Source organism: Candidatus Phyllobacterium onerii (assembly GCF_028331445.1).
Classification (GTDB): Bacteria; Pseudomonadota; Alphaproteobacteria; order Rhizobiales; family Rhizobiaceae; genus Phyllobacterium; species Phyllobacterium onerii.
The window spans coordinates 167860-191377 of the sequence record NZ_JAQMHX010000004.1; the positions used below are offsets into that span (position 1 = coordinate 167860).

At 57.5% G+C, this 23518-nt stretch carries 24 protein-coding genes; 14 read left to right on the forward strand and 10 right to left on the reverse strand.

Annotated features, from left to right (window positions below; translation table 11 throughout):
* Positions 1-167 precede the first annotated feature (167 nt).
* The gene (locus PHA01_RS11180) at positions 168-1781 is read right to left on the reverse strand and encodes a GMC family oxidoreductase (protein WP_271895404.1); all 1614 of its coding nucleotides are present in this window, start codon (positions 1779-1781) and stop codon (positions 168-170) included.
* Positions 1782-1893: 112 nt separating this feature from the next.
* Positions 1894-2337 carry a CoxG family protein gene (locus tag PHA01_RS11185; protein ID WP_271895406.1) on the reverse strand — a complete coding sequence of 148 codons (444 nt, stop codon included), beginning with the start codon at positions 2335-2337 and terminating at the stop codon, positions 1894-1896.
* A gap of 197 nt (positions 2338-2534) precedes the next feature.
* Here PHA01_RS11185 and pgi point away from each other — a divergent pair, with 197 nt between their 5' ends.
* The 5 genes from pgi (at position 2535) to PHA01_RS11210 (ending at position 9223) form a co-directional block, all read left to right on the forward strand.
* Positions 2535-4187 (forward strand): glucose-6-phosphate isomerase, encoded by a 1653-nt coding sequence (gene pgi, locus PHA01_RS11190; protein WP_271895408.1) that lies wholly within the window; start codon positions 2535-2537, stop codon positions 4185-4187.
* A 34-nt stretch (positions 4188-4221) separates the two neighbouring features.
* Positions 4222-5274 (forward strand): succinylglutamate desuccinylase/aspartoacylase family protein, encoded by a 1053-nt coding sequence (locus PHA01_RS11195; protein WP_271895925.1) that lies wholly within the window; start codon positions 4222-4224, stop codon positions 5272-5274.
* Positions 5274-6005 carry an HAD family hydrolase gene (locus tag PHA01_RS11200; protein ID WP_271895410.1) on the forward strand — a complete coding sequence of 244 codons (732 nt, stop codon included), beginning with the start codon at positions 5274-5276 and terminating at the stop codon, positions 6003-6005. The genes PHA01_RS11195 and PHA01_RS11200 overlap by 1 nt, the downstream gene beginning before the upstream one ends.
* A gap of 109 nt (positions 6006-6114) precedes the next feature.
* Positions 6115-7104 carry a threonine ammonia-lyase gene (locus tag PHA01_RS11205; RefSeq protein ID WP_271895412.1) on the forward strand — a complete coding sequence of 330 codons (990 nt, stop codon included), beginning with the start codon at positions 6115-6117 and terminating at the stop codon, positions 7102-7104.
* 121 nt (positions 7105-7225) lie between these two features.
* Complete coding sequence (locus tag PHA01_RS11210; RefSeq protein ID WP_271895414.1) at positions 7226-9223, forward strand: PhoX family protein; 1998 nt, start codon at positions 7226-7228, stop codon at positions 9221-9223.
* 362 nt (positions 9224-9585) lie between these two features.
* On the opposite strand, the gene PHA01_RS11215 is transcribed toward PHA01_RS11210, so the two are convergent.
* The 4 genes from PHA01_RS11215 to PHA01_RS11230 all read right to left on the reverse strand — a co-directional run bounded on the left by PHA01_RS11215 (position 9586) and on the right by PHA01_RS11230 (position 12685).
* Positions 9586-9765, reverse strand: coding sequence for a hypothetical protein (locus PHA01_RS11215; RefSeq protein WP_271895416.1), 180 nt, complete (start codon positions 9763-9765; stop codon positions 9586-9588).
* Positions 9766-9826: 61 nt separating this feature from the next.
* On the reverse strand, positions 9827-10711 hold the full coding sequence (locus PHA01_RS11220) for a hypothetical protein (RefSeq protein WP_271895418.1): 885 nt from the start codon (positions 10709-10711) through the stop codon (positions 9827-9829).
* Positions 10712-10799: 88 nt separating this feature from the next.
* Positions 10800-11939, reverse strand: a complete 1140-nt coding sequence (locus PHA01_RS11225) for an alpha/beta hydrolase family protein (RefSeq protein WP_271895420.1) — start codon at positions 11937-11939, stop codon at positions 10800-10802.
* 185 nt (positions 11940-12124) lie between these two features.
* Positions 12125-12685: a DUF2239 family protein gene (locus tag PHA01_RS11230; RefSeq protein WP_271895927.1), complete on the reverse strand. Its 561-nt coding sequence runs from the start codon at positions 12683-12685 to the stop codon at positions 12125-12127.
* 144 nt (positions 12686-12829) lie between these two features.
* Here PHA01_RS11230 and lepA point away from each other — a divergent pair, with 144 nt between their 5' ends.
* On the forward strand, positions 12830-14638 hold the full coding sequence (lepA, locus tag PHA01_RS11235; protein ID WP_271895422.1) for a translation elongation factor 4: 1809 nt from the start codon (positions 12830-12832) through the stop codon (positions 14636-14638).
* 37 nt (positions 14639-14675) lie between these two features.
* Positions 14676-14864 carry a hypothetical protein gene (locus tag PHA01_RS11240; RefSeq protein WP_271895424.1) on the forward strand — a complete coding sequence of 63 codons (189 nt, stop codon included), beginning with the start codon at positions 14676-14678 and terminating at the stop codon, positions 14862-14864.
* A gap of 6 nt (positions 14865-14870) precedes the next feature.
* Here the strand turns inward: PHA01_RS11240 and PHA01_RS11245 are convergent, their stop codons facing one another.
* From PHA01_RS11245 to PHA01_RS11255, 3 genes are all read right to left on the reverse strand, one after another.
* Positions 14871-15059: a hypothetical protein gene (locus tag PHA01_RS11245; protein ID WP_271895426.1), complete on the reverse strand. Its 189-nt coding sequence runs from the start codon at positions 15057-15059 to the stop codon at positions 14871-14873.
* Positions 15060-15133: 74 nt separating this feature from the next.
* On the reverse strand, positions 15134-15763 hold the full coding sequence (locus tag PHA01_RS11250) for a phosphoribosyltransferase (protein WP_271895428.1): 630 nt from the start codon (positions 15761-15763) through the stop codon (positions 15134-15136).
* Between the two features lie 4 nt (positions 15764-15767).
* Positions 15768-16670 (reverse strand): DNA-processing protein DprA, encoded by a 903-nt coding sequence (locus PHA01_RS11255; RefSeq protein WP_271895430.1) that lies wholly within the window; start codon positions 16668-16670, stop codon positions 15768-15770.
* Between the two features lie 285 nt (positions 16671-16955).
* Here PHA01_RS11255 and PHA01_RS11260 point away from each other — a divergent pair, with 285 nt between their 5' ends.
* Positions 16956-17114 (forward strand): YjiS-like domain-containing protein, encoded by a 159-nt coding sequence (locus PHA01_RS11260; protein WP_271895432.1) that lies wholly within the window; start codon positions 16956-16958, stop codon positions 17112-17114.
* A gap of 175 nt (positions 17115-17289) precedes the next feature.
* Here PHA01_RS11260 and PHA01_RS11265 read toward each other — a convergent pair whose 3' ends face one another.
* Positions 17290-17766 carry a hypothetical protein gene (locus PHA01_RS11265; RefSeq protein ID WP_271895434.1) on the reverse strand — a complete coding sequence of 159 codons (477 nt, stop codon included), beginning with the start codon at positions 17764-17766 and terminating at the stop codon, positions 17290-17292.
* A gap of 768 nt (positions 17767-18534) precedes the next feature.
* Here PHA01_RS11265 and PHA01_RS11270 point away from each other — a divergent pair.
* The 6 genes from PHA01_RS11270 (at position 18535) to PHA01_RS11295 (ending at position 23517) form a co-directional block, all read left to right on the forward strand.
* Positions 18535-18990 carry a hypothetical protein gene (locus PHA01_RS11270; RefSeq protein ID WP_271895436.1) on the forward strand — a complete coding sequence of 152 codons (456 nt, stop codon included), beginning with the start codon at positions 18535-18537 and terminating at the stop codon, positions 18988-18990.
* Positions 18987-19331, forward strand: coding sequence for an Rdx family protein (locus PHA01_RS11275; protein ID WP_271895438.1), 345 nt, complete (start codon positions 18987-18989; stop codon positions 19329-19331). Before PHA01_RS11270 ends, PHA01_RS11275 begins: the two co-directional genes overlap by 4 nt.
* A complete protein-coding gene (locus tag PHA01_RS11280; RefSeq protein ID WP_271895439.1) occupies positions 19328-20281 on the forward strand; it encodes a sugar-binding transcriptional regulator in 954 nt (317 codons plus the stop codon). Before PHA01_RS11275 ends, PHA01_RS11280 begins: the two co-directional genes overlap by 4 nt.
* Positions 20282-20392: 111 nt before the next feature.
* Positions 20393-21703, forward strand: a complete 1311-nt coding sequence (locus PHA01_RS11285; RefSeq protein ID WP_271895441.1) for an ABC transporter substrate-binding protein — start codon at positions 20393-20395, stop codon at positions 21701-21703.
* Between the two features lie 106 nt (positions 21704-21809).
* On the forward strand, positions 21810-22682 hold the full coding sequence (locus tag PHA01_RS11290) for a carbohydrate ABC transporter permease (protein WP_224508036.1): 873 nt from the start codon (positions 21810-21812) through the stop codon (positions 22680-22682).
* Positions 22683-22686: 4 nt separating this feature from the next.
* Positions 22687-23517 carry a carbohydrate ABC transporter permease gene (locus PHA01_RS11295; RefSeq protein WP_271895444.1) on the forward strand — a complete coding sequence of 277 codons (831 nt, stop codon included), beginning with the start codon at positions 22687-22689 and terminating at the stop codon, positions 23515-23517.
* The last annotated feature ends 1 nt before the right edge of the window (position 23518 follow it).

The window sequence follows — 23518 nt, forward strand, 5'->3', positions numbered from 1 at the left end:
GGGCGAGCCATACCACGGTATAGGTCCTGCCATTCAAGTTGCGGGGCGTCGAATAACCTGGGTGGATGCCGGCGGCAGCACCGCGGCAACAGTTTCAAATGGTTGCCGCTGGAACCGTATGTCGGCGGCATCGGAAGCGTTTTCGACTTCGAGCGTGCTATGCCGTGCTAGTCACTGTCTTCCAGAACAAGTTCTGCTCCCTTGGCACCTACCATCATGGCAGCGGCGTTGGTATTGCCGGAAATGATATTGGGAAATACCGAGCAGTCGATGATGCGTAGTCCCTCTACACCGTGAACCCGCAAACGCGGATCGACCACCGATTGCGCTGCATCCGGGCCCATGCGGCAGGTTGAAACGGGATGGTAGACCGTGCCACTGCGCCGCCGGAAATCCGTGATCAATTCATCATCGCGCTGGCAGGCTGGACCCGGCAGCAACTCCTCCACGATCAGCTTGGACATTGTCGGCGTTGCGGCGATCTTGCGCAGGAATTTCACCGCGTCGAGCATCTCGGCCACGTCATGGTCAGTGGAAAACGCGTTCGGCACGATGCGTGGCTGCTCCAGCGGGTTGCTTGAGCGAATGTGGATCGAACCGGTGCTCGTCGGTCGACAGTTCGAGAGGCCGATGGAAAAGCCTGGCCATGGGTCGGGCGTCAGGATCGGCCGTTCGCCGTTCTTGGGTACCAGCGTTGAAAAAGCCTGGAAATAGAGCTGCATATTGGCGCGCTTGCGTGATGGATCGCTACGAAAAAAGCCGCCGCCCTGGTTCATGCTGATTGACAGGGGTCCGCTCCGCAGCAGCAAGTATTCCATGCCCGCAAGCGCCTTTCCCCACCATGGCCGCAATACCTGGTTGAGCGACGGAACATTGGCCCGATAGGTGTAGTTGATGCCGAGATGGTCTGCCAGGTTTTCGCCCACCTGGGCGTTGTCATGCACCACAGCAATGCCAAGATCGCGCAGACGCATGGCATCGCCGATGCCTGACAGCTCAAGGAGCTGCGGTGTATTGATCGTGCCGCCGCAGAGGATGACCTCGCGGCCAGCCATTACAGTTTCGCTCTCGCCGTTCCGGACGAATTCGACACCAGAGGCGCGTTTTCCTTCGAAAAGAATGCGGGTCACCATTGCCTGCGTGATGACGGTGACGTTGGGCCGCTTCATCGCAGGTCGCAGGAAAGCCCGAGCGGCGGACATCCGCCTTCCGCCCTTCGTCGTCAATTGAAAAGGCCCGACGCCTTCCTGGCGCGCGCCATTGAAATCAGGGTTATAGGCAAGTCCGGCTTCCTGCGCCGCCTTGATCAGCTGATGGGCAAGCGGATGAAACAGCTTTGAGCAGTCACAGACATGCAGCGGCCCGCCCTTGCCAAGGCTCTGTGCTGGCCCGTCATGATCCTCAAGCGAGCGGAATACAGGAAGAACATCGGCGTAGCCCCAGCCCGGATTGCCCCTGTCGCGCCACTCGTCAAAGTCTTCGGGTGCGCCGCGAACATAGACCATGGCATTGATCGAACTCGATCCGCCGAGCACCTTGCCGCGCGGCCAGTAGTCGGCCTTGTCATCAAGGCCGGGATCAGGTTCCGCGCGATACATCCAGTTGACGGATTTGTCGTAAAACGTCTTGCCATAGCCGAGCGGCATGGTCACGAAGAAGCGCCGGTCCGAGCCGCCGGCTTCCAGCACCAGCACGGAATGTCGTCCACTTGCTGAAAGACGCTCCGCGACGACCGATCCAGCCGATCCTGATCCGACAATGACAAAATCAAAGGAGCGCATGCATGCCATTCCAAATGCGTTATTGCATGCGTTCAGGATATCCGGCTTCGACTCCTTAAACCCAAACGGCTTTCCGCCATGGCTTATGGAAATTGCGACAGATGGTCCTTTCCTAGGTCCCGCTCACCGCTGCGTTGAAGTTCTCGAAAAACTGCGTGGCGAGTTTCTTGGAGGTCGAGGCAATCAACCGGCTGCCGAGTTGAGCGATCTTGCCACCGACATCCGCATTGACCACGTAGGCCAGCACAGTTTCGGCGCCCTCGTCCGTCAAGGTGACATCGGCTCCGCCCTTGGCAAATCCGGCAACGCCGCCCTTGCCTTCACCGGAGATCGTATAGGAGGAGGGCGGATTGAGGTTCGTCAGCTCCACTCTGCCGCTGAAGCGGGCTTTCACGGGTCCCATCTTTACGCCGACGGTGGCTTCGAGCTCCGTATCCGAGATTTTCTCGAGGCTTTCGCATCCGGGTATGCACGCCTTCAATATTTCCGGATCGTTCAAGGCTTTCCAGACAGTGTCGCGCGATGCGGCAATGCGTTCTTCTCCGGTCAAGTCCATGCTCAGTCCTCCCTTTTGAAACAAATTAGAATACTATTCAGGCAAATAGAAGCGTTCGAAGCGCCGCAGTTCCGCCAGCATTTTCGGCACAGACTTACCGTATTATGGAAAGACCGAGATTCTTCCTCCGGTTGATTGAACTAAAACCATTCCAGTGGCAGTTTGCCCACCATCAAGCGTGATTTCAGGAGACAGACATGGCGTCAGGACAAGCGAACGACCTCAAGCGGCAGGTGTTGGCATTGAAAGCACATTGGAAAAAGGGTGCGCCCAAGGACATGCGTGCGACCTTCGCCGATGACCCCAAGCGCTTCTCCCGCTATTCGCTTCAGCTCGACGATCTGCTTCTCGACTGGTCGAAATGCCTCGTAGACGACGAAGCGTTGTCGCTGCTCGGGGATCTGGCCAAGGTCGCCAAGGTTGAAGAACGTCGCGACGCGATGTTTGCCGGCAAACCAATCAACAATACGGAAGGTCGCGCAGTCCTGCACATAGCCCTGCGCAACCGCTCGGGCAAGCCGATCAAGGTCGATGGCGAAGATGTCATGCCCGGCGTCAAGGAGGTGCTAGATCGCATGGCCGCCTTCGCCAACGGTCTGCGTTCCGGCGAAATCAAGGGCGCGAAGAACAAGCCGATCACTGACATCGTCAATATAGGCATCGGCGGTTCCGATCTTGGCCCGGCCATGGCCACGCTGGCCATGTCGCCCTACCATGATGGCCCCAAAGCGCATTTCGTCTCCAATATCGATGGCGCGCATATCGCCGATACGCTTGCCGGTCTCGATCCGGCCACAACCCTGATCATCATCGCCTCGAAAACCTTTACCACCATCGAAACCATGACCAACGCCAAGGCGGCGCGCAAATGGATCGCCGATGCACTGGGCGAAAAGGCCGTCGGCAAGCACTTCGCCGCTGTTTCCACTGCGCTCGACAAGGTTGACGCCTTTGGTATTCCCGCAGACCGCATTTTCGGTTTCTGGGATTGGGTTGGCGGCCGCTATTCCATCTGGTCGGCGATCGGTCTTCCGCTGATGATCGCCATTGGACCGGAAAATTTCGGCCGCTTTCTCGATGGCGCCCATGCTATGGACGAGCATTTCCGTAAAACCCCGCTGAAGAAAAACCTGCCGATGATGCTGGGTCTGATCGGCTACTGGCACCGCGCCATTTCGGGCTATACCAGCCGCGCCGTGATCCCTTACGACCAGCGGCTGGCTCGGTTGCCTGCTTATTTGCAGCAGCTCGACATGGAATCGAACGGGAAAGGCGTTACCATCGATGGCAAGCCGGTTACCGGACCGACCGGACCCGTCGTCTGGGGCGAGCCCGGCACCAACGGCCAGCATGCGTTCTTTCAACTCCTGCATCAGGGTACAGACACAATTCCTGTGGAGTTCATCGTTGCGGCCAAAGGTCATGAGCCGCAGCTCGACAACCAGCACGAAATGCTGCTCGCAAATTGCCTCGCCCAATCGGAAGCGTTGATGCGCGGCCGCACACTCGACGAAGCCAAGGCGCAGCTCGCGGCAAAGAACCTTCCCAAATCCGAAGTGAACCGCATTGCGCCGCACAGGGTTTTCACCGGCAACCGCCCATCGATCACCATTATCCATGACATTCTCGACCCCTATACGCTTGGACGCCTCATTGCCCTTTACGAGCACCGCGTGTTCGTCGAGGCACAGCTTTACGGGATCAATGCTTTCGATCAGTGGGGTGTCGAGCTTGGCAAGGAACTGGCGACGGAACTTCTGCCGGTAGTCTCCGGGGAGGTGAAGCCGAAGGATAAGGACGCTTCCACGCAAGGTCTTGTCGCGCACCTGCGCAAGCGTCGCGAGAAATAGAGCTAAAGTCACACGAAATAATCGGAAAAGAATGATGAAGACGGAAAAGATCACGCTGGCCGGCGATGTGCCGGGCAACAGCATTGAACTGCGCGTCCTGCGCTTTGAAGGCAAGGACAACGAAGGCGTGAGCGCTTATTTGCAATCGTCGCTGCATGGTTCGGAACTGCCGGGCCAGGCGGCATTGCATTTCCTCATTCCAATGCTCGAGAGGGCTGAGAAGGAAGGCCGCATCGCCGGCAATATCACCGTCGTTCCGCAGGCCAATCCGATCGGCTCGGCGCAATGGCAGGCGCATCAGCATCTTGGCCGTTTCGACTATTTTTCCGGCGTTAATTTCAACCGTTCCTTCCCGCTGCTCGCATCGTTCGATACCACTGGGCTCCCCGCCATCGATGCCCCGAAATCGCTGGCGGAGCGGTTGAAGGCGCAGCTCCTGCGTCTGGCGTTGCCGCACGAAATCGTGCTCGACCTGCACTGCGACGACGAGAGCGAGAACTACCTTTATATCCACCAGGCTTTCTTGCCGGAAATGTACGATCTCGCTTCCGCGCTCGGTTCGACCGCCATCCTCTCATGGGATAGCACGGCCGATGCTGCCTTCGAAGAGGCGTGCGCGCATCCGGCGTTGCATCTGTCCGAGCAAGAACGAAAGGCCCGCGCGGTTACCACCGTCGAGTTTCGCGGCCTGAACGATGTCGATATCGAAACCGGCAAACATGATGCCGAGGGTCTTTACAGGTTTCTGGTCCATCGCGGCGTGATCATCGACGACAGCGTCAAGCTGAAGGTCGATTTCAATGGCCCGGTGACGCCACTCGAAAATGTCGAGATGATCCGTGCGCCGCAGGGCGGGATGGTTCTCTTCCACGTCGATATCGGCGCTGAGGTCGAAGCCGGCGCCAACCTGGTGACGGTCGTGACTGTCCCCGGTGATCCGAGCGGCGATATCACGCTGACCGCACCGCAGGCGGGGCGGATTCTCACCCGCCGTAGCCACCGTTATACCCGTCGCGGCGATGATCTGTTGAAACTTCTCGGCGGCAAGCGTTCGGAAAACGCCCGGCCGGGCTCGCTGGAAGCCTGATGCCGACGGCCGGCTCCTCCCAGATCCGCGGCATCCTCTTCGACAAGGATGGCACTCTCGTCGATTTCAATCGCACCTGGTTCGGAATCACCATGGAATTGGCGCACAAGGCAGCCGATGGTAATGAGGCACGGGCGCGGGCACTGGTCGAAGCCGGCGGTTACGACTGGGAAATGCAGAAGTTTCGCGGCGGCTCGGTCATCGCCGCGGGAACTGTCAATGACATTGTCGATCTGTGGCATCCCGAATTGACGCTTGAGGAAAAGCGTGAGCGCATCATGGCCTATGACGCCTATGCTGTAGAGGAGGGCTCGCGCCGTGCAGTGGGCATCGAAGGCTTGCACGTGACGCTGGAAGCGCTGGTGGCGCAAGGGTTTGTCCTCGGCATCGCGACCAATGACTCGGAAGCCGGTGCACGCGCAACGGCGGAAGCGCTCGGTCTGGCCGCATTGTTCAATGTGATTATCGGTTATGATTCCGTGGCGCGCGCCAAGCCCCATGCGGACCAGCTACATTTGTTCGCGGCCAAGACGGGCCTTGAGCCAAATTCTATCGCCATGGTCGGCGACAATGCCCACGATCTGGAAATGGCCCATGCAGCAGGCGCCGGCCTTGCCATCGGCGTCCTGTCCGGCAACAGCACACTGGATGACCTTGCGCATCTCAGCGATGCCATCCTGGGTTCCATCGCCGAATTGCCGCAGTTTCTGGAAAAGCGTGCTCAATCTTGATCTAGAGCACCGCACCCTCCGATTGCTATGATGACAATGATTTGAGTGCCTGCTGCGGATCGCGGTGCTATCAATCTTTCGCATTTGTAAGACCTAAAGTGAGGACAGCATGGACAGTCAGGGTTTGGCGATTGATATAGGTGACGTCGAGGCCGCCGCCGCGAGGCTCAAAGGCCAGATCGTGTCGACGCGGCTTGTAGAATCCGAAGCCCTGAACGCGAAGTACAAGGCGCGCATCCTGTTCAAGCCGGAATGTCTGCAACGCACGGGCTCGTTCAAATTTCGCGGCGCTTACAACCGTATCAGCCAGTTCACCGACGACGAACACAAGCGCGGCATTATCGCTTATTCTTCGGGCAATCACGCCCAAGGCGTTGCCAGCTCAGCCAAGCTTTTTGGCATTCATGCCACCATCATAATGCCGCTTGATGCCCCGCAGACAAAGGTTGCAAACACGCGTTCCTATGGTGCGGAAGTCGTGTTTTACGACCGCTATAATCAAACGCGCGATGAGGTCGCTGCACCCTATATCGAAGAGCGCGGCATGATCCTGGTGCCGCCCTATGACGATCCATCCATCATGGCCGGGCAGGGAACGATCGGCCTTGAGCTTGTGGCCGATGCCAATGAGCGTGGACTAACCTTCGATCACTTGTTCGTACCGACCGGCGGTGGTGGTCTTATCAGCGGCATTTCCGTGGCAGTGAAGGCTGGGTCTCCTGGAACGCGCATCTGGGGCGTCGAGCCGGAAAACTTCGATGATCTGCGCCGTTCGCTCATCGCCGGTGAACCCGTCGCCAATGAACCCGGGCATCGCTCGATCTGCGATGCGATCCTGACGCCGCAGCCGGGCAATCTCACCTTCCCGGTCAACAAGCGCAATCTTGCCGGCGCCATCGCAGTCACCGATGACGCCGTGAAGGCCGCAATGCGCGATGCAGCGAACTACCTGAAATTGATCGTCGAACCCGGCGGCTGCGTTGGGCTTGCGGCATTGGCAAGCGGCGCAGTCGACATCGAGGGCAAGACGGTTGCTGTCGTGCTATCCGGCGGCAATGTCGATCTCGACCTCTATGGCGAATTCATCGCGGCGGCTTAGACCTTGGTCTCAGAGGTACTAATAGCGCGCGTCTGTCATCATATTGTTACTCTGGCGTCATAGCGGGGAGGTACGTTTAAGAGACGTTGAGGACCCAGCCAGATAGCCAGAGGTAAGCGCCATGAACGACCAGTCTCCGACATTCCGCACCAGCCAGCTCGAGGAAAATACCGGTCCGGGCCACAACCCGACCGACAATGCCACCATGGGTGAACTCATTGCAGCTCGCTTCTCGCGGCGGGGTTTTCTCAAGGGCTCTCTCGCCGTATCGGCCATTGCCGCAACCGTTAGCCCCATGGCACTGATGATGGCGGACGATGCGCGCGCCGAGAGCAAATCGGCTTTCACTTTCGAGGAAGTCGAGGTCGGCATCGATGAGACGCACCATGTCGCCGCCGGTTACGACGCGGATGTCCTTCTGCGTTGGGGTGATGGCATTTTTGCCGATTCGCCCGAGTTCGATCCGCTGAACCAGACTCCGGAATCTCAGGCGAAGCAGTTCGGCTACAATAATGATTATGTCGGCTATATTCCGATCGACGGCTCTTCCGAGCACGGCCTGCTCGTCGTCAATCACGAATACACCAATGAACATCTGATGTTCCCGGGTATTGTCAAAGTCGTCAAGGATGACAAAGGCGACGCAAAGATAGAGATTGCGCCGGCTGACCAGAAGCGTGTCGATATCGAAATGGCCGCCCATGGCGGCACCGTCGTCGAAATCAAAAAGACCGATGGCAAGTGGCAGGTCGTCAAGGACGGCAAGCTCAACCGGCGCATCACCGCCAATACGGAAATGCAATTGTCCGGCCCGGTTGCCGGGCATGATCGCGTCAAGACCGTTGCCGATGCTTCCGGCAAAAAAGTTCTCGGCATGATCAATAATTGCTCAGGCGGTGTTACCCCTTGGGGCACCTATGTTTCTGGCGAAGAAAATATCCATGGCTATTTCACCGGCAAACTGCCGGAAGACAGCAAGGAAGCCGCCAATTACAAGCGCAATGGCATTCCCGAAACCGCCTATGATTGGGGTAAGTTTCACGATCGCTTCGACCTGTCGAAAGACCCCAATGAAGCCAATCGTTTTGGCTATGTGGTCGAGATCGATGTGAACGATCCCAATTCGATCCCGAAGAAGCGGACGGCGCTCGGCCGCTTCAAGCATGAGGGCGCCGATTCCATCGTCGCCAAGGATGGCCGCGTCGTCTTCTATCTCGGCGACGATTCGCGCTTCGAGTATGTCTACAAATTCGTCACCACCGGCAAATTCAACCCGGATGACCGCGCTGCCAATATGGATCTTCTCGATGATGGCACGCTTTACGTTGCCAAATTCGATGTCGACGGCTCTGTCAACTGGCTGCCCGTCGTCTTTGGCCAAGGCCCGCTGACGGAAGCCAATGGCTTTGCCAGCCAGGCCGACGTTTTGATCGAAACCCGCCGTGCGGGCGATCTGCTCGGCGCGACCAAGATGGATCGCCCGGAGGACATTGGCCCCAACGGGGTCAATGGCAAAGTCTATGTCATGCTGACCAACAACACCAAGCGCAAGGACGATCAGGTCGACGCTGTCAACCCGCGCGCCAAAAACGCGTTCGGCCATATAGTGGAGATTGCCGAGGAAGACGGCAATTTCGCCGCCACCAAGGGCAAGTGGGAAATCTTGCTGAAATGCGGTGACCCTTCTGTCGCCGATGTCGGTGCATCCTTCTCTACCGATACCACCAAGAATGGCTGGTTCGGCATGCCGGACAATTGCGCGGTCGATGCGGATGGCCGCTTGTGGATATCCACCGACGGCAATTCGCCCAAGGAAACCGGCCGCACCGACGGCCTTTGGGCTGTCGATACCGAAGGCGGTGCTCGCGGCACGTCGAAACTGTTCTTCCGTGTGCCGGTCGGCGCCGAAATGTGCGGCCCGCTTATGCTGCCGGATATGGCCACCTTCATGGTTGCAGTCCAGCATCCGGGCGACGGTGGCGACGATTGGAAGCCCTTCGGCCGTCCATCCTATTACGAGGATCTCTCCACCCGCTGGCCAGACTTCAAGGACCACATGCCGGTGCGCCCCTCGGTCCTCGCCATCACAAAAAAGGGCGGCGGCAAAATCGGCGTTTGATTGTGGTTGGGTGTTCTCGGAGAACCGTCATCTCTCATCCACAGCTGGGCGAGGCATTCCACCACAGCCGTCATCCTTGGGCTTGACCCGAGGACCCATTCGCAGGGCGAAATGGTATGTAGGGATATTTGCGTACGTTGGAAGGAAACGCGGGTCCTCGGGTCAAGCCCGAGGATGACGGCGCTAATGTAATGACACGGTCCTTAGGGCCTCCGCTTCAGGAGACGTCGGGTGGGGGCGAAGTCAAATGTGAGATAGAAAAAGAGTCGGCTTGCGGGAATTGCCCAAGTCAACGCTTGTTCCTTGCACTTCAAATAGGTTCACGCCACGCCGCCCGAGGGTGAGCAGCGTGGCGCGATACTTCAATGATTCACGACTAGTTGCTTGTCTTCAGGCTTGCCGGAACCGGACTTGCCTGGCCCATTGCCGCCAAGGGCAATACCGCCGCCTAGCCCACCGAGTTTGCCAGCCTGCTCCAATGCAATCTCCGCCAGCCGCTCACCACGTCCGAAGTTCTGCAGCTCGATATCGGTGAGGGCCACCTTGCCGCTCTCCTTGGGGAAAGCGAGCTTTAGTTCTTTGAGGTGATCAAGATCAATTTCCTCAAATAGCAACCATGTTCAAGAGGATTTTCACCTCGCCGTTGGCGTAGGGCGCATCAGTCGGGTCGTCTAGCATCGGCAAGTCTTCTTCTTTGGGTGTTGTTCCACCCTTCTTTCGCCTCGGTGCATTGTAAAGAGCATCGCTGAAATTGCTTGCATCCACCGTATGCGACTTGCCGGCCGTGTCGGTAAGTGTAACCTCCACCTCCTGACCCATCGGGCGCACCACTGCGATGCGGAAGGTCAGGGAGTCAAAGCCCTTAGCGGAAATGCCGGTGATATCCTCGACGATCGATACTTCCCGCTTCGGCGCATTCGTAGCCGGCTTCGACCAAACTAGTTTCACGTGATCGGCGATAGACGCCAAACCCGTGTAGCTGCCATATCCAAAATCAGGTAGAGATTTCGGATCGCATCTGAGTAGGGGCAATGAACCCCAATCGTCGGTCACATCGGCCGGCATCCCGCAGCGAACTTCATCATCGAAACCAGAGAAGGTGATCGCGCGTTTGAGTGCGTTGAGCTTGAGGCTGTTGGACTGGTCAAAACGCTGGACCAACGTCAGGCTCGCGCCACCCTTCTGCACAGTCAAGACAATCCGTTCGTCGCAAGGCCCGATCCCCAACGGGCAGGCCGCTTTAGGCAACGCGCCCACCCCATTCCAATAAGCCGCAAATTGCGTCTCTCCACCGACATGATAGCGCATGAAGGAATTGATGATGAAAAGGCCGGTGCGCCTTTGATCCTCTGCGCTCAGACGGATACTATCCTTTTGGTCTCTGTTCCGGTTGCAATATTTGGGTCCAGGCCAAGTGTCCCCCCATTGTTGAAAATCGTCCTCTGTCCAGTCCGTGTTGTAATCATTATGGTTCGCGCCATTCACCATAGTCTGATACCGGGGTGCCACATCATCTTCCGGGCCAAAGCGGTTGTGATCATAGGCCCGCGCACCCTCCAGATCGGATAAGTCGCCATCACAAGATGGGAGCAGGTTTTGCGAGAGGAACGTGATTAAGCTCCGCGTTGCCGCCGAAATCCGTCGGAGCCAGCATGAACGCGCCCTTGAAATCGTAGGGGGGCGTTACTCCAGCGTCCTTTCCGCTACCGGCGGCATAAAAGATGTTGTATTCGACCCGGGCCGCCTCGAACGCCGATTTACCCGCCTCCCCCTCCATTGCTGCCGCAGCTTTGAGTTTGGGATACGAGTCGAGGTCGCTGCGTGTATTCTTTAGAGCGGCCCTCATATCTGCTTCCGTCGTGCCATGCCGGTTCGTGTTGAACAGGATAGTAGTGGCAATCGCTTGGCCGCCGCGCGAATGTCCCATGATGCCGATGCGGGAAAAATCGAGCTTGCCCATCAGGGCATTAAGTTTACCTTTGTTCCCACCCAAGTCGATTTGCCCGAAGCCATCAAGCTGGCGCAAGCGATCAAGCGTCCCCAAAACCAATTGCGCTCGAGATTGACCCGACCTGTTATCCAAATTCTGGTAATTGATGGCGTTGGCGTCAATGGAAGCAACGACATACCCGTGTTCGGCGAGTTGTTTGGCCAGATAGTCATAGCCAAGATAGCTTGGAGACTGCCCATGTTGCCCGTGCAAGAAGATGATGACCGGAAAGCGTTCGGTCTTTGCCGACGCGTTGCGAGCTTTTTCCGGGTAGCGCAGCAGACCTTTCACGGGGGTTACAAGGACTTTCCCATCGGTGAAACCCACCGAGTCCGGGCTGTTCATCGTGACGAGATTGCCCAGATTATAATCTAATGGGGGGGATGAATCGTAGGTTTGGTCATCTGCCGTATCCGGCGCCGCCCTTCCTATGAAGCGGGTCGCTTTTTGATTGGCTGCGGTATCGAGCAAACCTTCGATGGGGCTGGACTCACCGCGTGTCTTTACCGGCGGCGCTGGATCGGTATTGGGTACCTCTTTCACATCGCCAACCACCGGCTCATTTGGGACCTTGGTATCATCGACCGGTGATGGTTTGTTTTCTGAGAACGTTGATTCCGAGCTCGTTTTTGTATCACTGCCGTCATTGTTACAGCCTATCAAAAGCGCAAGCAGCGCACTGAACAGGCACGCGCGGGTCACATCCCGCGTCTTCCATTTCTTCATTGGAAACTCCTGACCTGGCAGATGCCCGCCGCAGCGCTCGTTCTGCCTTGAAAACACACAAAAATATCGATGTCAGGGCCGCTTGAAATGGATGCGGCCCCGCCTGCTAACAGAACTTGAAATGCAACAAGCGCGCCAGATTCTGGCGTATAAGGCGAAGGTATGAGGCTTGCCGGGCGCTCGGGTCAGTCCTCCCAGCCGAACGCCGGCTCGCTCAGCATGCGCACATGGTCGCGCACGTCCTGCGGCCAGGCTTCGGTCAAATCCGTGAACCGCTGCATATTGCCAGCATAGAGCGCACGCGCTGCCTCTTCGTAGTGCGGCTCGTTGCCGGCCATCACCATCATGAAACTGTCGGCGGCACCTTGCGCCTGCCGCTTCCTTTCGCGCCCGCCATTCGCGTTACGTGCCGCGTCGACCAGCTTGCGTAACGTAACGGAAGCGCCGCCCGGCTGGCTGTTCAGCCAGTCCCACTGCCGCGGCAGCAGCGTTACCTCACGTGCCGTAACGCCGAGCTTCGGCCGGCCCGGTTTGCGCGGCTCGCTCTGGTTCAGCCGCGCGGCGATCTCCGCATCGCTGCCGCGCAGGTCGAATTCCACCTGCTTCCCCGTGGCATCGTCGAAGACGAGGATCGCCTCGCCGGTATCGCCAGCACGCTTCAGCGCCAGCGCCACCTCAACCCGCGTTCCACTCGCGATCTTCCGCATGCCCTGAAAGGCCGTGCATGTCTGTTCTGTCGTTTCCATGATCCTGCTCACCTGTTGGATGGCAGGATTTTACCCGGGTAAAATACACTCGTCAATATACCCGGGTAAAATTATTCTCCGCTATTCTGTCACCACTCGCACGCTACCCTTCCAAATCCGCCCGAAATGCTCTATGTGGCGCGCATGAGCACTCCAGTAGATCACATTCGTAATTTCTCCATCGTCGCCCATATCGACCATGGCAAATCCACCCTTGCCGACCGGCTGATCCAATCGACCGGCGGGCTGGAGCTGCGCGACATGAAGGAGCAGGTGCTCGACTCGATGGATATCGAGCGCGAGCGCGGCATCACCATCAAGGCGCAGACAGTCCGGCTGAACTACAAGGCCAACAATGGCGAGACCTATGTCCTCAACCTGATCGACACGCCCGGTCACGTCGATTTCGCCTATGAGGTGTCGCGGTCGCTGTCCGCCTGCGAAGGTTCGCTGCTCGTCGTCGATGCCTCGCAGGGCGTCGAGGCGCAGACCCTCGCCAATGTCTATCAGGCCATCGACAACAACCACGAAATCGTCGTTGTCTTGAACAAGGTCGATCTCCCTGCCGCCGAGCCGGAGCGTATCCGCGAGCAGGTCGAGGAGGTCATCGGCATCGATGCGAGCCAGGCCGTGCTGATCTCCGCCAAGACCGGCCTCGGCATTCCGGATGTGCTGGAAGCCATCGTCAACCAGCTGCCGCCGCCGCGCGAGGGTGACCGCACCAAGCCGCTGAAGGCCATGCTCGTCGATAGCTGGTACGATGCCTATCTCGGCGTCATCGTTCTCGTGCGCATCATCGATGGCGTCCTGAAAAAGGGTCAGACCATCCGCATGATGGGCACCGGCGCCAAATATCCGGTCGAGCGCACCGGCGTGTTCACGCCGAAGATGCTCGCCGTCGATGAGCTTGGCCCCGGCGAGTTCGGCTTCATCACCGCTTCGATCAAGGAAGTCGCCGACACCCGCGTCGGCGATACCATCACCGAGGACAAGCGCCCGACTGCGTCGATCCTGCCGGGCTTCAAGCCGGCGCAGCCTGTCGTCTTCTGCGGCCTGTTCCCCGTCGATGCGGCGGATTTCGAGGATCTGCGCGCCGCCATGGGCCGCCTGCGCCTCAACGATGCCTCGTTCTCGTTCGAGATGGAAAGCTCTGCTGCGCTCGGCTTCGGCTTCCGCTGCGGCTTCCTCGGGCTGCTGCACCTCGAGATCATCCAGGAGCGGCTGGAGCGCGAGTTCAACCTCGATCTCATCGCCACCGCGCCGAGCGTCGTCTATAAGCTCAACATGACCGACGGCACCCAGCGCGAATTGCACAATCCTGCAGACATGCCGGAGGTGATGAAGATCGCCTCCATCGAGGAACCGTGGATCCGCGCGACGATCCTCACCCCCGATGATTATCTCGGCTCGATCCTCAAGCTCTGCCAGGACCGCCGCGGCATCCAGATCGATCTCAACTATGTCGGCAAGCGCGCCATGGTCACCTATGACCTGCCGCTCAACGAGGTGGTGTTCGATTTCTACGACCGGCTGAAATCGATCAGCCAGGGCTATGCCTCCTTCGATTATCATCTGTCGGATTATCGCGAGGGCAATCTCGTCAAGATGTCGGTGCTGGTGAATGGCGAGCCGGTGGACGCCTTGTCGATGATGGTGCACCGCGCCGCCGCCGAAAAGCGCGGCCGCGACCTTTGCGAAAAGCTCAAGGACCTGATCCCCAAGCACATGTTCAAGATCCCGATCCAGGCGGCCATCGGCGGCACGGTGATCGCGCGCGAAACCATCTCGGCGCTGCGCAAGGACGTAACGGCCAAGTGCTATGGCGGCGACGTCTCGCGCAAGCGCAAGCTTCTGGAAAAGCAGAAGGAAGGCAAGAAGCGCATGCGGCAGTTCGGCAAGGTCGAAATCCCGCAGGAAGCGTTCATCCAGGCGCTGAAGATGGGCGATAGTTGAGGGCTTTGGTCCTCAAGTCCCCGTACTGATGAGCTTTATGCGCCCAGCCACTCTCTCGCTTCTCGCTTTGATCCTGTGCAGCGCGGCGCTTGCCGGCTGCACCACAACCGCGCCGCGCACCCCGCCCGCCGCCGCTCCCGTCGCGCAGGGCGACGACCAGCCCGAACCGCCGACGCCCGGCATCAAGCCGTTGACGGTCGAGCAGGAGGAGCAGTTCGGCGGGTAGAGCTAACTAGGAATTATCGGTATCTCTACCGTCAGGTTCTTTTGCGACCCCTTTGAATGGGCCGTCACTAGATTTTCTCTCCATGAATTGGCCATTTCGTTCGTTACGTTTTTGCCAATCGCCGTTATTTTGTTGAAACTGAGTGCGTCCTGTTACGGCACCCTTGCGATAGTCGTTGCCAGTGTTTTTTGCCATCTGATATATTCCTAAATTGAGAACATAGGAAGAACATACTCCGATTCGCGGGCATTGCAAAATGCTGGCTTCCTTTATTCAAATACGTCGAGCATATCAAACAAGATTGGTGGGTCATCGTGGATATTTCGTGCAAGGAATACGCCGCGGATAGTGGCATTAACGGCGTGCGCTTTCAGCAGATCTTTCGCAGCCTTGAACGACGCGCCTCTCACCATCACATCATCGAAAATTATGATTTGTCCGGCCTCGCTTGAGATCGTCGATACATCAAAGGTCCATTCGGAAACTAATGTCTCGCTGTCCGGACGTTCGTGACTATCGTGGGCTGCAACACGTAGGCTCTTTTGTCTGAAAGGACTAGCGATTGTCACGCCACCCTTATAGGCATACTCGATAATCTGAACTAGACGATCATCAAACTCGGGGTCACCTATTGGGCAGCTTCCCGGAATGGGCACCCAAATTGCTTTTTGCGCTTCATCCACTGGCAATGCGCCAGCGAGCATCCTACCCCAATATTCTATTGCTCGACGCTTGTATTTAAAACGAGCTGGGCTTGAATATTGTATACTCGGCTTCATTTTAAGGCTTATTATCTTGTCGTTGGTTTCGCTGTGACTGAAACCCTTTCGCGCTGTGTACTCTCCTAAAAAATAGCACTCGTCATCGCTTGTAATGAAGCGATGATCATGAAGATGCATTTCATCAATCTTTGTAAGTCGAACTGACATTGGCGAAAATATCTTCGATCCGAGATACGCGAATTGCACCAAGTTGTTCGAATTTACGAGGCCAAGTGATATCCGGCCGCTGGAAGCAACTATCCAATATTAGCAACGTTCGGCCTTGTTCCAAAGCCGCTCGTGCTTGGGTCAATGTTCCTGATGTTTCGCCTGCCTCGATTATAATAGTAGCGTCCGTTAACGCGCTCATAGTGACGTTACGTTCCGGAAAAAATGTCCGTGTCTTTGTTATTGGCATATTTTCATAGGATACAACAGGAACTTGGGAGATCAACAAATGTTCTCTAGCAATTCGCCGTTGCAATTCTCGATGCTCTTTTGGGTAAGACATCGAAATGGGTGTTCCAATAACTGCTATTGTGGGAAAGCGCTGTTCTATCGCTGTTTCGTGGACAATTGAATCAATGCCTCTGGCCAAGCCAGATACAGGTATAATTTTATTACCAATAAGAGCCTGTACTACTTTTCGGGTGTTAGCTATGCCCTCATTTGAAGGCTGTCGTGTCCCGACAACCGCAATTGACGGCTGCTCAGACAATGCCCACAACCCCTGATAGTACAACAGCTCGATCGGATGTTTTGCAACCCGTATTTTATTTGGATATTCCCCCGCGCCGTGAATTCTCACTCCGTAGGGCAAAGATGAGTGTTTTCGAATCTTATCATGTGCGACGCTCGCCATCTCCAACGCTGTACCGTTCGAAACAAAATCCGAAGGTAACGAACTAGGGCGGCTAAGAAATTTTTCAGCTATCGTTTTGAAAGATGCACCCTGCTCTAACCACAATGCCTCATACGCGCCCATTTCTAACCAAGGAGAAATAGGGCTTTTCGAGTTGAAGTCGAACTGTAGGGCTGCATTCATATTTCTTTGTAACCAGATAGCCAGGCGTGTACGAGCATAAAGGAGTCAAGAGACAAAATAGAACAAAACAAGAACATGCACAATTGTTTTTTTATCACATTGTTTTCAATCTGTTATCCTCCTTGCGGGATGTGGATTAAGGCGGAATCATTTTGCCACGGATTACTCATCGTTCCGCGATTGAGAGACTGCCCCGCATACCACCCATGCGCATATTGCACTGCACAATATCCGCACCTGCGCCTATCCTGTGGTTGTTGAACCAGACCCACCAGGAAACAGGCCATGAGCTTTCTGATTGATTTCGCCACCCGCCGCCGCAATGACAGCGCCTATCGCGACGCGCTTGCCGTGCTGCAGGGCATGAGCGCGCGGGATCGCGCCGACATCGGCATCAAGCAGGGTGATTTCGCCCGCATTGCGCGCGAGATGTCGCGCCGCTGAATTTTGCGTGGTTCGACAGGCTCACCATGAGGGACGTGGGTTGATTGCATGGAGTGAGGTTCTGCAATGCTGGTGACTATCGATGCAGCCCGCCACTTCCCTCATGGTGAGCCTGTCGAACCACGCATAGCGCCACTGCAATGTGATTGCCCACAGCACCTCTGGGTCAAGTAAGCTACGCCCTCGTAAACTCCATTACCCAGTTGGTTTCCCAGCTCTCGCCGCCATCCTTGGAAAACGCCTGCGCCCACAGTGGTGCTTCGGGCGAGGGGGTCCACAGGAAGCGCACGCGCACAGGCACGCCGTCATCCGTATCCTCGCCGTAGAAAATGCCCTTGCCATTGTCGAAATGGCCAATGACCGGCGGAAACAGCACATTCGAGCGGCTGTCGGCCCAGTGTAGCGCCCATGATCCGTCGCGCGGATTGAACAGGCGCAGCGTCATCCCGGTAAAGCCCTGCGAGGGCATATGCATCTCTTCGAAATTCCCCGTGCCTTCGAGGATCTTGCGCACGCTCGACGTGGCGGGGAAGATCTCCCAGTCGTCGGAGCCGGCAAAACGTTCCTTCAGGCGCAGATTGCGGATGTTCCAGTCCCCGATGAAAAAATCAAAATCCGCCGCGCTGCCAAGGGTGTCGATCGCTCCGTCCATGATGCCGTCCTCCCGTTATTTCATCCCGTTTCGTGGATAAATATAGCGCAGGGCTACTGACAACCTACTGTCAGGAGGATGTCAGTAAGTGCGGGATTTTTTGGCGCAAGAAGCGCGGCTATCTCCCCCCTCTGTGGGGGAGAAAGCGATTTCGGCATCTTAGCTCTTGCTAAGTGCCAGAAATCGCAAGAGAGGGGATATGCTTCACTAAACTACCCCCTCACTTGGATTTTCTAAGGATTTAGCAAAGAGGCCAAATCCAAGAAAATCCTTTCTCTCCCGCAAGGGGAGAGATAATCGGCATCGGCTGTGGGTGCCGAACTTGTCGGACCACGCGCAGTGCCTTTGCACGAAAATAATCGTGGCCATTTATCCACGCCCTCCAAACCTGACTTATTCTATCCCCGTCCTCTTCACGGGAACTGCTTCCGGAGCCGTTCGAAGTGGGGAGAGGATCGGCGCCTCCGATGGCGGGTAACGGACCCGCTGTCCGGGGAAGTTCTGTCCAAGGGTTCCCCTGCCGGTACTACGACTGGCGTGTGCTGGACGAGCACTTCGAAAGGGGCTTTCGGCAGCGGGTGAAGCAATTCACTCAAAGTCGAGGCCTCCCAAGCGGAACGGACGGGATCAAAAGACGCCGGACGGGCGGTCTTCGGACCGCATTTTATTCTACAAAGACGCGCTTCGACGACCGCCCGTCTTCCCAACCATTCAATGGCCAGACTCGGGATGAGGGCGTGGCAAGGAACAACCGCAAGGAGGCGAAGCATGGGCAAGCAGAAACAGACTTCGACAGACAACATGATTCCATTCGTCGAGTTCATGCCGGATCCATTGGCGCCGGTGCCCCTGGAACGAGCGCCCCGCTGGCCCCAGCAGACCGATGAGCAATATGCTGCGCAATGGGAGATGACCAAGCGGGCACATCGGCGATGGGTGGTTGCGCTGTCGGCTTTTCAGGCAATGGCAACGATCTATGGCTACCACAAGACCTGCAAGAACCCGCAATGCCGGCGCAAGCACCGCTGCACCGGAATAAGGCTGGAGGAGGACGACGATTATCCAGTTCCACTGTTCCCGCTCTGCGGTACCATCGAGATGGCCGAACGGGCTCGCAGTGGGATCGTCGCGATGTCCCGCATCGTTGCCACGAACCATCGTGCAATGGTTGCCCCAGACGGCAGCTTACATCCGGGTGCGGAAATGCTAGAAGACGAAACATGACAACAAAACCGCGCATCACCATCACCTATTGCACCCAATGCAGCTGGATGCTGCGCGCCGCCTGGATGGGGCAGGAACTGCTGTCCACCTTCGGCGCCGATCTTGGCGAGGTGGCGCTCATCCCCGGCACCGGCGGCATCTTCGAGATCCATGTCAACGGCGATCTGATCTGGGAACGCAAGCGCGATGGCGGCTTTCCCGAGGCGAAGGTCTTGAAGCAAAAAGTGCGCGATATCGTCTGGCCCGAACGCGATCTCGGCCACTCGGACGGGCATAAGGCCACCGGGGTCCCCGCCAGCAACGAGCAAGGCGAGGCGCTTAAGGGCGGGGCAGACAAGTGAGTAAGCCGGAGGTTACCACGACCAGGCTCGATGATGCGGCACGCGCCGGCTGGCTCTATTATGTCGCCGGCAACACGCAGGATGAGATTGCCGCCAAGCTTGGCATTTCGCGCCAGTCGGCGCAGCGCATGGTATCGCTCGCCGTGTCGGAAGGGCTGGTCAAGGTCCGGCTCGACCATCCGATTGCCCGTTGCCTCGATCTCGCCGAGCAGTTGAAGCAGCGCTTCGGCCTGAAGATGGCGGAAGTGGTGCCGACCGATCCGGGCTCTACGTCGACGACGCTCGGCGTTGCCGATGCGGCGGCGGCCGAGATGACGCGCTGGCTGAAATCGGAAACGCCGATCGTTCTCGGCATCGGCACGGGCCGTACGCTGAAGGCGGCAATCGAGCTTTTGTCGCCGATCGAATGTCCGCAGCACAAGGTGGTGTCGCTGACCGGCAATATCGCCCCGGATGGTTCGGCGGCTTTCTACAACGTCATTTTCAATATTGCCGACAAGATCAAGGCACGCTCCTTCCCGATGCCGCTGCCTGTCATCGCCTCTTCGCCGGAGGAGCGCGAATTGCTGCACAGCCAGGCGATGATCCGCCCGGTGCTGGAATTGTCGGCGCAGGCGACTGTCGCCTTTGTCGGCATAGGGGACCTGTCGGAGGATGCGCCGTTGTTCATCGATGGCTTCATTTCGCGCGAGGAACTCCTGGCGCTCAGGCAGGCGGGCGGGGTCTGCGAAATCGTCGGGCGCGCCTTCGACCGCAACGGCGTGCCGCTCAAGGGCCTGACCAATGATCGCGTCGCCAGCGCGCAGATTCCTTCGCGCGACACCGCCATGGTCATCGCAATCGCCAAGGGGCCGAAAAAGCTGCCAGGTATAGCGGCGGCGCTGAAAGGCAGCCTTATCAATGGCTTGATAACCGACGAGGCTACGGCGGAGACCTTGCTCGCGGGCTGACTTTCTCCATTTGCTGCAGCGCAACGACGAATTGCTCTTGACTTGTTTTGCCGTTGTGTGAGTATTTGCCCATACCACAAGCAATTGCTCATAACATTCGGGAGGAATGAGATGTTATCAAGAACGCTTCTGCTCGGCGCGGCGTCGGTACTCGCCATGTCGAGTTTCGCGCATGCGGAAACGCTGACCATCGCCACGGTCAACAATGGCGACATGGTCCGCATGCAGAAACTCACCGACGATTTCGCCAAGAAAAATCCGGACATCAAACTTGAGTGGGTGACGCTGGAGGAAAACGTATTGCGTCAGCGCGTCACCACCGACATCGCCACCAAGGGCGGTCAGTACGACGTCATGACCATCGGCACCTACGAAGTGCCAATCTGGGCCAAGCAGGGCTGGCTCCTGCCGCTCGACGGCCTTGGCGCCGACTATGACAAGGCCGACCTTTTGCCGGCTATCGATGCCGCCGTCTCCGTTGACGGCAAGCTCTACGCCTCGCCGTTCTATGGCGAAAGCGCAATGGTGATGTACCGCACGGACCTCGCCGAAAAGGCCGGTGTCAAGATTTCGGAAAAGCCGACCTGGGACGAGATCGCCGATGCGGCGAAGAAGATGACGGACAAGTCGACCGAGACCTACGGCATATGCCTGCGCGGCAAGGCCGGCTGGGGCGAGAACATGGCGCTCCTGACCGCGATGTCGAATTCGTTTGGCGGGCGCTGGTTCGATGAAAAGTGGCAGCCGCAGTTCGACCAGCCTGAATGGAAGAAGGCGCTGACCTTCTACGTCGACCTGATGAAGGAAGCCGGACCTCCCGGAGCCTCGTCCAATGGCTTCAATGAAAACCTCGCGCTCTTCCAGACCGGCAAATGCGGCATCTGGATCGATGCGACCGTGGCTGCGTCCTTCGTGACCAACCCGAAGGACTCAAAGGTTGCCGACAAGGTGGGCTATGCGCTGTTCCCGACGGGCGGCGTCGAAAACCATGGCAACTGGCTGTGGGCATGGAACCTCGGTATTCCGGCAGGCACGAAGAAGGCGGAGGCTGCGCAGAAGTTCGTCTCCTGGGCAACCGACAAGGCCTATACGGAACTCGTCGCAAGCAAGGAAGGCTGGGCCAATGTTCCTCCTGGCACACGCAAGTCGCTTTATGCCAACCCTGAATACGAGAAGGCCGCTCCCTTCGCCAAGATCACGCTCGATGCGATGAACGCGGCCAATACCACCAAGCCGACTGTCAAGCCGGTGCCTTATACGGGTGGCCAGTTTGTCGCCATTCCTGAGTTCCAGGGTATCGGCACAGCCGTGGGTCAGCAGTTTTCGGCGGCGCTTGCCGGCTCGATGAAGGTCGATCAGGCTTTGCAGAGTGCGCAAGCGCTCACGACTCGCGAGATGACCAAGGGCGGCTACATCAAGTAGAATCCTCTTAGGCATCCGGACGGTTTCCTGACGCGAATGTCAGGATCCGCCCGGGCCTCCTTCTGCATTCTCGCTTTTTGATGATTGCTGTATTGGAACCCTGACCATGGCTACGCTTCAGACACGTGCAACCGCCCGTCTCATGATGTCGCCCGCCGTCATCCTTCTATTTTTGTGGATGATCGTGCCGCTTGTCATGACGCTGTATTTTTCGTTCCTGCGCTACAATTTGCTAATGCCGGGAACCGAGGAATTTATCGGCTTTCTCAATTATCAGTACTTTCTCACCGATCCGGCTTTCTTCACTGCGCTCGGCAACACGCTCATGCTGGTCGGCGGTACCCTGCTGATCACGGTTATTGGCGGTATCTTGCTGGCGATCGTGCTGGATCAGCCATTCTGGGGTCAGGGCATCGTTCGGCTTCTGGTCATCGCGCCGTTCTTCGTCATGCCGACTGTTTCGGCGCTCGTCTGGAAGAATATGCTGATGCATCCGGTCAACGGCCTGTTCGCGTGGATCGCCCGCTCGTTCGGGTTCCAGCCCATCGACTGGTTTGCCCAGCTGCCGCTGTTTTCCATTATCCTCATCGTCGCGTGGCAATGGCTGCCATTCGCCACACTGATCCTGCTGACCGCTTTGCAATCGCTTGACGGCGAACAGATCGAAGCTGCGGAGATGGACGGTGCAGGGGCGCTCTCGCGGTTCTACTATCTGGTCCTGCCGCATATGTCCCGCGCCATTACTGTCGTCATCCTCATCCAGACCATCTTCCTGCTCAGCGTGTTTGCGGAAATTCTGGTGACGACCAATGGCGGTCCGGGCCTTCAGACGACAAACATCACCTATCTGATTTACGCACAGGCGCTTCTGCAGTTCGACGTGGGCGGCGCTTCGGCAGGCGGTATCGTCGCGGTGATCTTGGCCAATATCGTCGCTTTCTTCCTCATTCGCCTCATCGGCAAGAACCTGGAGAGGTAGAATCATGGCCCGCTCAGTCACAACACAGCGGAAGCTGACATTCACCATCCTCGGTTGGGCAATCGGTCTGCTGATCTTCTTTCCGATCCTGTGGACATTTCTGACCAGCTTCAAGACAGAAGGAACCGCGGTGGCAACACCGCCGCAGTTCCTGTTCTTCGACTGGACCCTGGAGAACTACCACGAGGTGCAAAACCGCTCCGACTATATGAAACACGTCACGAATTCGGTGGTGATTTCTGTCGGCTCGACACTCATAGGTCTGGCTCTCGCCATTCCCGCGGCATGGGCGATGGCGTTCTCACCAACCAAGCGCACCAAGGATGTGCTGATGTGGATGCTGTCCACGAAGATGATGCCGCCGGTCGGGGTTCTGGTTCCGCTCTACCTGATCTTCCGCGATTGGGGGCTTCTGGACACGCGTCTTGGTCTTGTGGCAGTCCTGACAATGATCAACCTGCCGATCATCGTGTGGATGCTCTACACGTACTTCAAGGAAATCCCGGGTGAAATCCTCGAGGCAGCGCGCATGGATGGCGCATCGCTGATGAAGGAGATCGTCTATGTGCTGACGCCGATGGCCGTACCGGGGATCGCGTCGACCATGCTGCTCAATATCATTCTTGCATGGAACGAGGCGTTCTGGACGTTGAACCTGACAGCCGCAAATGCTGCGCCGCTCACCGCCTTCATTGCGTCCTATTCCAGTCCCGAGGGCCTGTTCTGGGCCAAATTGTCGGCTGCATCCACCATGGCGATTGCGCCGATCCTGATCATGGGATGGTTTTCGCAAAAGCAGCTGGTACGGGGTCTGACCTTCGGCGCTGTGAAATAAG

Excerpts from the sequence above, each read along its gene's own strand:
- PHA01_RS11180 (WP_271895404.1), bottom strand. The coding sequence starts at position 1,781 with ATGCGCTCCTTTGATTTTGTCATTGTCGGATCAGGATCGGCTGGATCG.
- PHA01_RS11185 (WP_271895406.1), bottom strand. The coding sequence starts at position 2,337 with ATGGACTTGACCGGAGAAGAACGCATTGCCGCATCGCGCGACACTGTC.
- pgi (WP_271895408.1), top strand. The coding sequence starts at position 2,535 with ATGGCGTCAGGACAAGCGAACGACCTCAAGCGGCAGGTGTTGGCATTG.
- PHA01_RS11195 (WP_271895925.1), top strand. The coding sequence starts at position 4,222 with ATGAAGACGGAAAAGATCACGCTGGCCGGCGATGTGCCGGGCAACAGC.
- PHA01_RS11200 (WP_271895410.1), top strand. The coding sequence starts at position 5,274 with ATGCCGACGGCCGGCTCCTCCCAGATCCGCGGCATCCTCTTCGACAAG.
- PHA01_RS11205 (WP_271895412.1), top strand. The coding sequence starts at position 6,115 with ATGGACAGTCAGGGTTTGGCGATTGATATAGGTGACGTCGAGGCCGCC.
- PHA01_RS11210 (WP_271895414.1), top strand. The coding sequence starts at position 7,226 with ATGAACGACCAGTCTCCGACATTCCGCACCAGCCAGCTCGAGGAAAAT.
- PHA01_RS11220 (WP_271895418.1), bottom strand. The coding sequence starts at position 10,711 with ATGGTGAATGGCGCGAACCATAATGATTACAACACGGACTGGACAGAG.
- PHA01_RS11225 (WP_271895420.1), bottom strand. The coding sequence starts at position 11,939 with ATGAAGAAATGGAAGACGCGGGATGTGACCCGCGCGTGCCTGTTCAGT.
- PHA01_RS11230 (WP_271895927.1), bottom strand. The coding sequence starts at position 12,685 with ATGGAAACGACAGAACAGACATGCACGGCCTTTCAGGGCATGCGGAAG.
- lepA (WP_271895422.1), top strand. The coding sequence starts at position 12,830 with ATGAGCACTCCAGTAGATCACATTCGTAATTTCTCCATCGTCGCCCAT.
- PHA01_RS11240 (WP_271895424.1), top strand. The coding sequence starts at position 14,676 with ATGCGCCCAGCCACTCTCTCGCTTCTCGCTTTGATCCTGTGCAGCGCG.
- PHA01_RS11245 (WP_271895426.1), bottom strand. The coding sequence starts at position 15,059 with ATGGCAAAAAACACTGGCAACGACTATCGCAAGGGTGCCGTAACAGGA.
- PHA01_RS11250 (WP_271895428.1), bottom strand. The coding sequence starts at position 15,763 with ATGCATCTTCATGATCATCGCTTCATTACAAGCGATGACGAGTGCTAT.
- PHA01_RS11255 (WP_271895430.1), bottom strand. The coding sequence starts at position 16,670 with ATGAATGCAGCCCTACAGTTCGACTTCAACTCGAAAAGCCCTATTTCT.
- PHA01_RS11260 (WP_271895432.1), top strand. The coding sequence starts at position 16,956 with ATGAGCTTTCTGATTGATTTCGCCACCCGCCGCCGCAATGACAGCGCC.
- PHA01_RS11265 (WP_271895434.1), bottom strand. The coding sequence starts at position 17,766 with ATGGACGGAGCGATCGACACCCTTGGCAGCGCGGCGGATTTTGATTTT.
- PHA01_RS11270 (WP_271895436.1), top strand. The coding sequence starts at position 18,535 with ATGGGCAAGCAGAAACAGACTTCGACAGACAACATGATTCCATTCGTC.
- PHA01_RS11275 (WP_271895438.1), top strand. The coding sequence starts at position 18,987 with ATGACAACAAAACCGCGCATCACCATCACCTATTGCACCCAATGCAGC.
- PHA01_RS11285 (WP_271895441.1), top strand. The coding sequence starts at position 20,393 with ATGTTATCAAGAACGCTTCTGCTCGGCGCGGCGTCGGTACTCGCCATG.
- PHA01_RS11290 (WP_224508036.1), top strand. The coding sequence starts at position 21,810 with ATGGCTACGCTTCAGACACGTGCAACCGCCCGTCTCATGATGTCGCCC.
- PHA01_RS11295 (WP_271895444.1), top strand. The coding sequence starts at position 22,687 with ATGGCCCGCTCAGTCACAACACAGCGGAAGCTGACATTCACCATCCTC.